Genomic DNA, 12,342 nt, shown 5'->3' with positions numbered 1-12,342 from the left:
AGGGTATGCCCTGACGCTGGCTGCTGCCAGTTTGGGGAGGTCGGCTCTTTCCACAACGGAAAGGAAGGCCGCACATGACACAGTCAAAACGACGACTCGCGCCCTGGGAGTTTATGAGTTTCCTCGTGAACCTCACGCGACTCATCGTGCTCCTGGCTCAGGACTGGGACCAGTCTTGAGCCTTTAGGGGGGGGCAGCTGCCGGGTTACCGGTCCGGCAGCTGCACGTCCGTCGTCGCCAGCTCGGGCCGCGGCCGCTGGTATCGGACCGAATGCCGGAAGGCATTCCCTGTCCAGGCGGTGTCCGCTGATATTTCGACTACCAGGGGCTCAACCAGCGTCAGAGCTATTGGCCCCTTGTCCTTGCTGAACCTGTTGAGCATGGTTTCCGTGATGACTTCAGGCCATGGATGAGCCCCAACCGGCGGCTGGAGGTAGGCTGCCAGTTTCCTTGATGCCTTGGCTGCCAGGGGCGCGGAACGCCCGACGATCCGCAGGCGTCCCTCCACGGGCAGGCCGACCACAATGTACTGCGGCCTGGCGATCGGCCCGATGACGGCTGCACACACCACGTCCACGGATTCCCTGCGCTTGACCTTAATCCACTGGCGAACTGCCCCCTGATAAGGCTGCCCGGCGCCCTTGACGACTAAACCTTCCAGCCCTGCATGGTACAGCTCCTCGAACCACTTCAGGGCTTCGTCGCGGTCCGTGGTAACGGGCGAGAGGTTCAGCGGAGGCTCCCAGTCGGCAGCCAGCTGCTCCAACAGCTCGCGCCGCTCAGCGAGGGGCAGCCCTCTGATGTCGTGTCCTGCGACGGCCAGTAGGTCGAACGCGGCGAAGGAGGCTGGGTGTTCCTGGATGAGTCCGGGCAGCGCGGCCCGTGATGTCACCAGGCGCCGCTGCAGCACGTCAAAGTCCAGTTGGTCGTCCGTCCAGATCACCGCTTCGCCGTCCAAGACGCACCCCGGAGGGAGTTGGGCGGCCGCGGCCTCAACGAGATCAGGGAAGTACTTCGACAAATCCCGGCCCTGCCGGGACCAGAGGGACACCCCATCAGCTCCTGCCAGGATTACTGAACGGAATCCATCCCACTTGGGCTCATACATGCAGCCGCCTGGCAGGCCCCCAACCGCCGGGACCAAGTCGGCACCCTTAGCCAGCGCCAGTGATACTGGCGGACGCAGTGCCGCGGGGATGTCCTCTCTCATGCCGTAACGCTACTCAGTCGTCGCCAGTGGACTCCACCAGCCGCTGCTCCGGGAGTTGGGAGCCGAATCGGCCATTAGGATTGCGGACATGTACGTCGATGAAGGCTATGACGCGTTCCGCCGGCGCCGCGCCCCCATCAAGCACTTCGGTGAGACACTGCTGAACCGCAAGTACAGCCACCGAATCGACCGGGATGAGTATGCCCAGCCGAACAAGAGAAATACGACTTGGGTTGCCCGTACCTGGTACACCGATGAGCAGTGGGCGGCTGCGGACTGGATGTACGAGGACGAGGACCACCGGGTCTACTCGGATGAGTTCTGCCAGCTGCAGCGGGAGGCGGCGCTGGAGAACTTCGACGCCAACATGGCCTTCTTTCTGCGGCTGTCCGGCAAGGACTTTCTGGACGCCATCAATGGGTTACTGGAGAAGCACAAGAACTTGAAACCAGTCACCGACCTGGCTCGGTGGGACGGCGTGGAGGGTGTCTACGTCATGGTTCTCGACCGCTACAAGCAGGCCTATATCGGCCAGGCATGGGACATTCGGGCGCGGATCAAGAAGCATTGGAGCGGCGTGAAGCAGTTCGACCGACTGATCTTCGGAACCAAGGAGTCTTCAGTGTTGTCAATTGACTCGTTCCGCCCCCTGGACACCTCGCGGATCTTCGCCGCGAAGACCACCCGTGGTCTCCAACTGGAGGAACGCATGGTGAAGGCTGTCCCGCCGGACTTCCTGCTCAACCGGGTCCCTGGCGGGGAAAGAATGATGGGCGGCCTGTTCCTGCCTGGGGAGATCAAGCGGCGGTTGTTGGTCGACACCCCGGAAGAGCAGGAGGGGCCTGGTGTCGTTGATTCAGTCGTCGCTGATTGACTCCAGCAACCACTGTTCCGACAGCGGCTCCCGGCGTAGCTCAAAGGTCCGGAGCGGGGACATAGAATCGGCGCGTACCTGGAGCCGCCAGTGCTCGATGTCGACGACGTTCCCTATGCCGACCGGGACGCTCTTGCGGGTCACCCACCAGGAATCCCTGGTGAACCAGTGGAGGGGCTCTGCTGCCACCGGCCAAAGCTTTCCGTCGTACCGGACCGCCAGCGGCGTGCCGGCGGTGGTGAAACGGACATCGACAGGGACGTTCGGAGCGGGTGCTTCAGGGCTGATGGTCATGACGGTTCTTTCGTAGTGCAGGTGCTTAAGTTCAGGCGGCTTTGACGACCGGGAGCTCGTCCCAATGCGTGGTGTACCGGGGCGAGAGCATTTCGCGCTTCATCGTCCAGTCAGGCCCTCCCCGAATCCCGCCGTGGCCGAGCCCAATGGAGCCGCGGCCGTACCGGCGCGTGACGTCCTCCAGTAGCGAGCCGATGTGGCGCTCTTCATGCGGATTCTCAAAGAGGGAGAGCGGGGCCTGGTTACCGGTGGGACGCAGGTCGGTGACCATGATGCCCGCACTGGCGTAGCGAATACCCTCGACGATCCGGGGCAGGAGTGCATGGGCAGCCTTCGTGATGATCACCGGGTCAGCAGTGGGCATCGGCAAGGGGATGCACACCGAGGGGTAGGACGTGTCCTTGGGGTTGAAGTGTGAGGTGCCGGCAAAGGCGGTGAGGACCTTGGCCTGCAGCCCGTGCTTGGCCAGTCGAGCCGAGGCCTGCTGTCCGTACACACTCATGACCTGGCGGATTCCGGCGGCCGTGGTGATGGGCTTGGCGAAAGAGCGCGAAAAGATCAGCTGATCGCGCCCGATCCGTTCTTCTTCCATCGGGATACATGGGGTGCCCTGCAGCTCCAGGACGGTCCGCATCATGACGATCGAGAAGCGGTCACGGATCATGACCGGGTCCGCATGGACCAGGTCCAGGATGGTGAAGATGCCCATGCCGTTGAGGCGCCTGGTCAGCCGGCCGGCGATGCCCCAGACCTCTTCAACGGACAGCCTTCCCAGCAGTGTTTCCCGCATCGCTGCTGGCACGCTCTCCCAATGGCACACTCCCCCAAACGCCGGATTGTTCTTGGCCCACTTGTTGCACAGCTTCGCCAGCGTCTTCGTAGGGGCGATCCCGACGCAGACCGGGACGCCCACGTGCCGCCGCACAGAAGCCTTCATGGACCGGCCGAGATCCAGCAGCTGCTCTGGTTCACCTTTGACCCCCAGGAAAGCCTCGTCGATGCTGTACACCTCAAGCCAGGCCGAGTACCGGCCCAGGAGCTCCATCACCCTGGCACTAATGTCGCCATAGAGTTCGTAGTTGCTGGATAGCGCAACGAGACCCCATTCCTTGGCCCTGGGTGCCAGCTTGAACCACGGGTCGCCCATCGCGATGCCCAGCTTCTTGGCCTCCGGGGAGCGGGTAACCGCGCAGCCGTCATTGTTCGACAGCACGATCACGGGCTTGCCCTCGAGCGAGGGATCGAAGGCCCGCTCAGCCGAGGCGTAGAAGCAGTTCACGTCCACGTGTGCGATCTGCGGCATTCTCCGCATCACTGCTGGCTTGGACATGGCACTTCCCGCTTGAAGGAAAAAAGCGCGCTACACATGGTGCAGGCACCGGGTTGCAACGCCCCAGATTGTGAGGTCGGCCAGGGCCGGGACCTCGATGTCCGGATATGCCGGGTTCTCCGCCCGCAGCACGACGCCGGCCGCCGTGATCCGCAGCCGCTTGATGGTCAGCTCTCCGTCCAGGACCGCCACGACAACACACCCGTCGTGCGGCTCGAGAGCGCGATTGACGATCAGTTCGTCCCCGTCGCTGATGCCTGCACCCTCCATGGATGCACCGGACACACGCACGATATAAGTGCTCGTGATGTCCTTGATCAGGTGCTCGTTGAGGTCGATCCGGCCATCGAAGTAGTCCTGGGCCGGAGAGGGGTAACCCGCTGCGACCGGCACCGGAGCCACCGGTACCGACAGCAGAGACAGCCCCGCCTCTATCACACGGGGGCCAATGATCACGCCCACAACACACCTTTTATTCGAACATACCTTCGACTACCGAGTGTACCCGTGAGTCCGGACAAAAGAGCCGGCCAAATGAAATACATGCGTTGCATCACGCAGATGATGCTTCACCCGGGCTGGGTGTGGGAGGGGAGGGCCGACGGCTGGTTACAGCTGCAGTAGTTCGCGAAAAAAGGCGGCCAGCATACGGTCTGCGCTTTCCCGGTCAACGAATTCGGAGCCACCGAATCGATACACCTCGTAGCCGGCAAGGCGGAGCCTGCGGTCTTCGGCAACCATCTCGGCGTACAGCTCCGGCTTCGCCTGGCGGGTCGCTGGGTCAGCGTAGTGCTGGATTCCATCCAGCTCGAGAACGACCCGCTTCCGGTTCGGCAGCAGCAGGAGGAAGTCCATGCGCTGACGGACGAGGGTCCCTCCCTTCTGCCTGGTGTACGGATCGAGGTGCAGATACACCTGGGGAATCAGCGCGGGGAGGTCGAAGCCGTGCGACCCGTAGAGGCTGCAGTATTTACGAAAGAGGAACTGCTCGGCTCCATTGCCGGCCATTGATGCCAGGAGGCGCCGGTACAGTGCCGCGGCCGCGTCTTTCTCGGCATCGGCAGGAATGGTGTCCGACTTCACCCACCACGCCACTAACGCCCGCCAGCTGAGCCCTTCGGGCGGGAGTGCCCGATCGTAGACCAGGCAGTCCTTGGCATTCTCCGTGATCCGGATGTCGTTGTTTATTGCGTCCAGCAGGACGATCTTCGGTTTTGGTCCCTTGGCGGCAAAGATGAGGTTTTTTAACTCCCCCGCGACCCCGCCTGCGCCGGAAAGGGCAAGCAGGTGCTCCAAAGCCGGAGTCGGGTAGTCCTCGTTTACGCGGTGGCCCAGGGCCACGAGCTGCTCCAGGGAGTAGCCCCGGAGTTTCTGCTCGACGTAGCGGGATTTACTGTTCCAAGGGTCCTCGCCCTCCTCGGGCGGCGCCATACCGAATCGCACACATTCATCTGCGACCTCATAGGCCTTGGCGCCGGCCAGAGCATCCGCTACAGCTGCCCGAACCGTTTTTACCGTGACCCGGTCGGGCAATGGAGGAGGCGCATACGCGCCTTGGAGCGCAGCAAGGAATGACTCCTCCATCGCTCCGCCGCTCACCAGACTTTGATCCCGAAGCGTTTCGTCACGGTGAGCAGCGCCGGATCGTTATCGCGGATCTCCGTGCCCGAATCGGAGGTCATGTCGTCTCCGTCGAGGCCGTCGTCCCGGCGGCGCAGCCAGTATGCCCAGCAGTACCCGCCGCCATGCTTGCTGGCGAAGTGGATGCCCAGGGGCCGGCTTCCGTCCTCCAGGACCTGCTCGCGGATCCAAGTGGCGATCATGGTTGTTGCGGCACGGTTCTCACCGTGAAGGATGCCCAGCGTCAGCTGGGGGATGTCGAATTCGGCGTTGAGCTTTGCTCCGATCCCGGCGCTGATGGCGGCGATAGAGTCCGGGTGTTCGACGTCGACCCACCAACCGGCACCGTTCAGAGTGAGATGGTAAGCGCGGCGTCGGTCACGCCAGTGACGGGCCAGGCAGCCCCTTTTGACGTTGTTTCCCCAATCGTCGTCAATGCCCTTGATGTAGTCGTCCAGCGACATCCCCATGAAGTCGGCGTCCTTCTGCATCGGGTGTTTGGTACCAAGCTTCAGGGCGTAGCCGGCCAGCACTTCGGCGAAGGCGATCTCGTCGGTATCGGAAATATAGACCGTCGAGCCGGGAGTGTCGTAACGGCTCCAGCCTGCCGGGTCATCACCACTCAGCCGCTCACGGGGGTCCAGAGCTTGGTGGTCTGTGGTGGCGACCCGGCGGCCGGAACGGAAATCATCCAGAATCCAGAGACCAGTCTTTGAACAGCGCTGCTCGCTCAAACGTCCTGCCTGTCCTCAAGGAATGCTGTCAGCGCCTGGAGGACTTCCTTATGCCGGTCTTCGCGGATCGCGGTGACTGGGGTGTCTTCGGCCAGGAAGGGGTTTCCGCCAATGAACCAAGCGCGCGCGATGGCCTCGGTCTCCGCGTCTGCAATGGAGATCCAGACACGGTGCGCCAGCTGCAGACGCTTCTGGAACGCCGGCCCGGGCACGGTGCCGCCAGGCTTAGCCCACTTATGGGGTAGCTTTCGGTCTTTGGCACCGGCCAGCGCCGCTACCAACAGTGGCCCGAGGTGGCTGTTGAGGCGCCTCACGAGCTCGTGAATATCCATACGGGCGGTTTCGTTGTGCCCCGCGATGATCGTCGTTGAGATGCTCATGACCCCACGATAACACCAAAATGACACCCAAACTACCCCTCCGACTAACTCTCCGACTGGCCATCCGCCAGACCGCGAGTTGCTTTTTCGACTACCCACTCTCGTTGCTCAACTGTGAGCTGACGGGCAGATTTCGGCCAGCTAAGCGGTCCAATTGCGGCCGCCTAGTCGCTGTAGGGCAAGATACTTCCCATGGGTTCCGCAAGCTTCGAAGACGTCCTCGACCGGCTGTACTTTTCGGCCACTGATCAGCATGACAAGGGCACAAAGTTCGAGCACCTGATGAAGCGCTACCTGGAACTGGAGCCGAAGTATGCGGACCAGTTCTCCGATGTCTGGCTGTGGAGTGAGTGGCCCGGCCGGGACGGGCACGTCGATACCGGCATCGATCTGGTCGCCAAGGACCGCTACACGGGTGAGCTGACAGGGATCCAGTGCAAGTTCTACGACCCAGCCCGGACGCTGGACAAGAAGCAGATCGACTCGTTCTTCACAGCCGTCGGCAAGAGTGACTTCTCATACGGCATGGTCGTGTCCACCACGGACAGGTGGTCCAAGCACGCGGAAGACGCGTTGGAGGGTCAGTCGAAGCCGATGACCCGGCTGCGCTTCGCGGATCTGGCAGACTCCACCATCGACTGGGCCGAGTTCAGCATCGACGCCCCCGAGCAGATGAAGCAACTGGGCGGCAAGGAGCCCCGCAAGTACCAGCGGGAAGCCATCGAAGATGTGAAGAAAGGATTTACCCTCAGCGACCGTGGCCGGCTCATCATGGCCTGCGGCACCGGCAAGACCTACACGTCGCTGAAGATGGTGGAGGAGATCGTTCCCATCGGCGGCTCCGTGTTGTTTCTGGTCCCCTCCATCGCGCTGCTGCAGCAGACCCTGAACGAATGGACCGCCCAGGCCACCGTCCCGCTGCGGCCCTTGGCCGTCTGCTCGGATTCGAAGGTCGGACGCAAGGAGCACGAGGACGTCAGTGTCCACGACCTCGCCTTCCCGGCCACCACCGACCCAGCAAAGCTCCTACATCGTGCAAAGATCAGCACCGGCCAGGAAGCCATCACGGTGGTGTTCTCCACGTACCAGTCGATCGATGTGATCCACCAGGCCCAGAAAGCAGGGCTGCCTGAATTCGATCTCATCGTCTGCGACGAAGCTCACCGGACCACCGGCATCACCGAGGCAGACCATAACGACTCGGCGTTCGTGAAGGTGCACGACAATACCTATATCGAATCCGGCAAGCGGCTCTACATGACCGCCACGCCGCGGATCTACGTTCAGGAGGCCAAGGCCAAAGCCGGCCAGGACGACGTCAAGATGTACTCCATGGACGACGAAGCCGTCTACGGCCCGGAATTCCACCACCTTGGCTTCGGGAAGGCTGTGGAGATGGGGCACCTCGCCGACTACAAGGTCCTCGTATTGGCCGTTGACGAGGAAGCCGTCAGCAAGTCCTTCCAAGGCCTTTTCGAATCTAACGGCGACCTCAATCTGGACGACGCGGCCCGCATCGTCGGCTGCTGGAACGGACTCTCCAAGCGTGGAGTCAACGGAGAGCGGCTGGAGATCTCCGACGGAAGCCCGATGCGCCGTGCGGTCGCGTTCGCCCGGAACATCAAGGAATCCAAGAAACTGGCCGCCGACTTCGAGCTTGTGGGCCGGCAACTACTGATCAATCAGAGCGACGTGGACGCGGTACCGGGCCTCAAGCTGGAGGCCGAACACGTGGACGGCACATTCAACGTGCTGGAGCGCTCCGCGAAGCTTGATTGGCTCAAGGCCGAGGACGCTGGAGCCAATAGCTGCCGTATTCTCACCAATGCCCGTTGCCTCTCTGAAGGAGTGGACGTTCCATCCTTGGACGCGGTCCTGTTCCTGAACCCACGCAATTCGCAGGTCGACGTTGTCCAGTCCGTGGGCCGGGTTATGCGGACCTCAACCGAGACCAACAAGGAACTGGGCTACATCATCCTGCCGATTGCTGTACCGGCCAGCCAGGACCCGGAAACAGCCCTGAACGACAACAAGAAGTACAAGGTTGTCTGGGATGTCTTGCAGGCCCTACGCGCCCACGATGACCGGTTCGAAGCGATGATCAATAAGCTCGAGTTGAACCGCAATGCCAACAACAAGATCGACATCATCACTGTCTCCGACCCTTTCGGAGACAGTGACAACCCCAACCCGAACTCGCCGACGGCACAGCCGGAGGCACTGTTCCATATGGCTAACGCCGACCAGTGGCGGAATGCCATCTTCGCCCGGATGGTCAAGAAGGTCGGCGACCGCCGTTATTGGGAGTCCTGGGCGAAGGACGTCAAGGAGATCGCTGACCGGCACGTGCTCCGGATCCGCAGCATCCTGGACGGTGAGGATCAGAGGCCGCGGGAGGAGTTCAGCGTCTTCCTGCAGGGCCTGCGCGGGAACCTGAACGACTCTATCTCCGAGTCCGACGCTATCGACATGCTCTCCCAGCACTTGATCACCAAGCCCGTCTTCGAGGCCCTCTTTGAGGGGTATTCGTTTGCCGCCAACAACCCGGTCTCCCAAGTGATGGACTCCATGGTGGACATCCTGGAGAAGTACAACCTGGACTCGGAGGTCGCCAGCCTCGAATCCTTCTACCGGTCCGTGCGGGTCCGTGCTGAAGGTATCACCAACGCTGAGGGCAAGCAGAAGATCGTCACGGAGCTCTATGAGAAGTTCTTCAAGCTTGCCTTCCCCCGTACCGCGGAATCCCTCGGCATCGTATACACCCCAGTGGAGGTAGTGGACTTCATCATCCGCGCCGTCGACGATGTACTTGCAAAGCACTTCGGCGCCTCCATCAGTGACGAAGGCGTTCACGTCCTGGACCCCTTCACCGGCACCGGAACCTTCATCGTCCGCCTGCTCCAGTCGGGGCGGATCAAGCCGGAGGACCTGCTCCGCAAGTACACTCAGGAGCTCCACGCTAACGAGATGCTCCTCATGGCGTACTACATTGCCGCGATCAACATCGAAGCCACAGTCCACGGGCTCTTGGAAGAACAGGCAGCAGCCGAAGGCAAAGACGCCGGGGAGGTTCCGTACCTGCCATTCGATGGTGTCGTCCTGACCGACACGTTTCAGATGACCGAAGACGGGGACACACTGGATGACTTCGTATTCACCTCAAACAACGCCCGTGTGGTTGCCCAGAATGCTCTGGACATCCGCGTCATCATCGGAAATCCGCCCTACTCGGTGGGTCAATCCAGCGGCAACGACAACAACGCCAACCTCAAATACCCGACCCTTGACGAGTCCATCCGCCGAACCTACGCAGAGCTCTCCACGGCCACCAACAAGAACTCGCTTTACGATTCATACATCCGCGCGATCCGCTGGGGGTCTAACCGCATCCTGAACTCTCCCGACGGCGGCATCCTTTGCTACGTCACAAACGGGGGGTATATCGACGGCAACACCGCTGATGGGCTCCGCAAGACGCTGGTCACAGAGTTTCACGACATCTACGTTTACAACCTGCGCGGCAACGCAGGCCTGTCAGGAGAGCCCCGGAAAAAAGAAAAAGACAATGTTTTCGGAGAGGGAAGCAAGACCACCGCTGCAATTCTCCTGCTCGTAAGGCGTCCTGCTCCAGTCACCACTTGCACCCTGCATTATCGGGACATCGGGGACTATCTGAGCCGGAAACAGAAGCTGTCAATCATTGACGCTGGCCACGTTGCTGACATTCCCTGGGTCACGGTGGTTCCTAGTCAAGAGGGTGACTGGATCAATAGGCGCAGCCCCGCATTCGCCACATTCGCGCCGCTAGGTGCGAAGGATGAAAGGAGCCAAGGACTCTTCAACACGTACTCGGGCGGCCTGAAAACCAACAGAGATGCCTGGGTTTACAACTCATCTGAGTCAACTTTGCACCAAAACGTTGAGTCAATGGTGGCCTTCTATAACAGCGAAGTCGCGCGTTTTGCCAAAGCGGGTGGTGAGCAAGAGATAGATAGCTTTATCAACGTCGACCCGAGCAAGTTGAGCTGGAACCGCGCTGACAAGGTAATGCTCCGGCGGGGTATCACCTACTCGGTTGCCACAGAGGGGTACAGGATTGCCTCGTACAGGCCATTCAACAAGCAGCACGTCCACTTCAGCCGCCAGCTCAACGACATGGTCTACCAGCTGCAAACAATCTACCCAGACCGAGCTTCCGAGAACCATGGCATCTACCTTGTAGCCGGGACACCGCGTACGCCCTTTTCCCTCGTAGCAGTCGACGCCGTCCCTGACGTGGGCTATTTCATGGATGCCGGGCAGTTCTTCCCGCGGTACACCTACTCAACGCCCGCCACGGGAACTTTGTTCGATTCGTCTGACGGGGCGCCGCAGCGGCTCGACAACATCGCAGATGCAGCTCTTGCCGATTACCGAGCAGCCTACGGCTCGAAGGTAAGCAAGGACGACATTTTCTACTATGTCTACGGGATCCTCCACTCCCCGGAATACAGGACGACGTTCGCTGCTGACCTCAAGAAGATGCTTCCTCGCATTCCACAGGTCCCGGGTACTGACCGCTTCCAGGCCTTCGTTGAAGCTGGCAAGGTTCTCTCCGATCTCCACATCGGCTACGAGTCGCTGGAGCCGTACACCCTCGACGAGGTGTCGACAGGTCTGGCAGCGGAGCAGGACGAGTTTGCCCGGTACGCCGTGACCAAGATGAAGTACGCCGGCAAGGCCGGTGAGTGGGACAAGAGCCGCATCATCTACAACCCGCACATCTCGCTGGAGGGCATTCCGGAGGACGTGCACCGGTACATGCTCGGATCCCGGTCAGCCCTGGACTGGATCTTGGAGCGTTATCAGGTCAAGACGGACAAGGCGTCTGGGATCGTGAACAACCCAAACGACTGGTCGCGAGAGCACAAGCAGCCCAGGTACATCATCGACCTGATCGGACGCGTTGTCCGGCTTAGTCTTGAGACAAACCGGATCGTGGACGGTCTGCCGGAACTCGGCTTGACTGCCGGTTCTTAGCCCCCCCCCCACGGTGCTTCGAGGGAACCTGGTGCGTCAGCGACGTTGCTCGCTGGGCCGGTAGATGTTCGCGAAATCGGCCAGAGCGGCGAACAGCGGACCTATATCGTCGAGCGCGTCTACGGGCCGCGTTTCGGGCTGCGTTGGCAACGGCGTAACCATCCAGGCAGCAAATACGTTGTGGGGAACCTTCAACGCCATGGCATGTTCAAAGAGGAGTAGCACGGGCTCTCGAAGAAGCCCGTCTTTGATCTGGAAGCCCGGACACAGCGTTTCCTCATCGACAAAGACCCGGACGGCTCGTTGCATTGCGTCGGGGTCCCCTAGCGCCTGGAAGTGACCCTGCAGGTCTGCTGCAGTCGGGAGAGTGAATTCGTCCCGGATGCGGTCCCAGATGTGCTGTGGGATCGCGGGCCAGAACCGCTCGACCTTCAGATTCGGCGCAGCAGGCATCGTTCATGATCCTTTACGCAGAGGGGCTAGCTCAGGGAAGCGAGATATTGCTGCACGACATCCTCCCTGATGCGGCCGCGCGGATTCACCTCGATGCCGTTTGCCCCTGCCCAGGCCCGGACTGCTTTGGTGTCAGCGGCCGGCGCGAGGCGGCGGACAGCTGGCTCTTTCCTGGTGACCGCTTTACGAGCGGCCTCCACAAAGCGGGTCAACTCCCCTCGGAATGCTTCGGCGTTCTCCTCGGCCAGGTCAATTTCGTATTCACTGCCGTCCAGTGCAAAACGAACGGTCTCGGTCGCCTCGGATCCGTCGAGGTCATCAATAAGTTCAATCACGGTGCGTGTAGCCATTCGAAGATCGTAACGAGACACCACCATCGCAATATGATGCAACGCGGTCCACTGCTCTAGTGATCTAGCTCACCTTTA

General features: G+C 61.1%; 11 protein-coding genes. 2 read left to right on the top strand and 9 right to left on the bottom strand.

All coding sequences use genetic code 11. The annotated features are described in order from the left end of the window. Positions 1–205: 205 nt before the first annotated feature. The gene (locus tag RM50_RS04470; protein ID WP_043450430.1) at positions 206–1,210 is read right to left on the bottom strand and encodes an ATP-dependent DNA ligase; all 1,005 of its coding nucleotides are present in this window, start codon (positions 1,208–1,210) and stop codon (positions 206–208) included. A gap of 88 nt (positions 1,211–1,298) precedes the next feature. Here RM50_RS04470 and RM50_RS04465 point away from each other — a divergent pair, with 88 nt between their 5' ends. Beyond that, on the top strand, positions 1,299–2,084 hold the full coding sequence (locus tag RM50_RS04465; RefSeq protein ID WP_043450429.1) for a GIY-YIG nuclease family protein: 786 nt from the start codon (positions 1,299–1,301) through the stop codon (positions 2,082–2,084). Here RM50_RS04465 and RM50_RS04460 read toward each other — a convergent pair. From RM50_RS04460 to RM50_RS04435, 6 genes are all read right to left on the bottom strand, one after another. Beyond that, positions 2,067–2,378 (bottom strand): hypothetical protein, encoded by a 312-nt coding sequence (locus tag RM50_RS04460; RefSeq protein WP_043450428.1) that lies wholly within the window; start codon positions 2,376–2,378, stop codon positions 2,067–2,069. The genes RM50_RS04465 and RM50_RS04460 overlap by 18 nt on opposite strands. Before the next feature lie 31 nt (positions 2,379–2,409). Beyond that, on the bottom strand, positions 2,410–3,708 hold the full coding sequence (locus RM50_RS04455) for a Y-family DNA polymerase (RefSeq protein WP_205622223.1): 1,299 nt from the start codon (positions 3,706–3,708) through the stop codon (positions 2,410–2,412). A gap of 30 nt (positions 3,709–3,738) precedes the next feature. Beyond that, positions 3,739–4,170, bottom strand: a complete 432-nt coding sequence (locus tag RM50_RS04450; protein WP_043450425.1) for a LexA family protein — start codon at positions 4,168–4,170, stop codon at positions 3,739–3,741. A gap of 147 nt (positions 4,171–4,317) precedes the next feature. After that, a complete protein-coding gene (locus RM50_RS04445; protein ID WP_156133831.1) occupies positions 4,318–5,307 on the bottom strand; it encodes a hypothetical protein in 990 nt (329 codons plus the stop codon). After that, positions 5,304–6,062, bottom strand: a complete 759-nt coding sequence (locus tag RM50_RS04440; RefSeq protein WP_052259959.1) for a hypothetical protein — start codon at positions 6,060–6,062, stop codon at positions 5,304–5,306. Before RM50_RS04440 ends, RM50_RS04445 begins: the two co-directional genes overlap by 4 nt. Continuing rightward, on the bottom strand, positions 6,059–6,442 hold the full coding sequence (locus tag RM50_RS04435) for a hypothetical protein (RefSeq protein WP_043450423.1): 384 nt from the start codon (positions 6,440–6,442) through the stop codon (positions 6,059–6,061). The genes RM50_RS04440 and RM50_RS04435 overlap by 4 nt, the downstream gene beginning before the upstream one ends. Positions 6,443–6,634: 192 nt before the next feature. On the opposite strand from RM50_RS04435, the gene RM50_RS04430 reads away from it, so the two are divergent. Beyond that, complete coding sequence (locus RM50_RS04430; protein ID WP_043450422.1) at positions 6,635–11,461, top strand: DEAD/DEAH box helicase; 4,827 nt, start codon at positions 6,635–6,637, stop codon at positions 11,459–11,461. Positions 11,462–11,497: 36 nt separating this feature from the next. Here RM50_RS04430 and RM50_RS04425 read toward each other — a convergent pair whose 3' ends face one another. Both RM50_RS04425 and RM50_RS04420 read right to left on the bottom strand, forming a co-directional pair. Further along, positions 11,498–11,914: a hypothetical protein gene (locus RM50_RS04425; protein ID WP_052259958.1), complete on the bottom strand. Its 417-nt coding sequence runs from the start codon at positions 11,912–11,914 to the stop codon at positions 11,498–11,500. A 26-nt stretch (positions 11,915–11,940) separates the two neighbouring features. Further along, positions 11,941–12,264, bottom strand: coding sequence for a histone-like nucleoid-structuring protein Lsr2 (locus tag RM50_RS04420; RefSeq protein WP_043450420.1), 324 nt, complete (start codon positions 12,262–12,264; stop codon positions 11,941–11,943). Positions 12,265–12,342: the final 78 nt, after the last annotated feature.

It is taken from the genome of Pseudarthrobacter phenanthrenivorans (assembly GCF_000813845.1).
GTDB classification, from domain to species: Bacteria; Actinomycetota; Actinomycetes; order Actinomycetales; family Micrococcaceae; genus Arthrobacter; species Arthrobacter phenanthrenivorans_B.
This window is presented reverse-complemented; position numbering and strand designations above follow the sequence as displayed.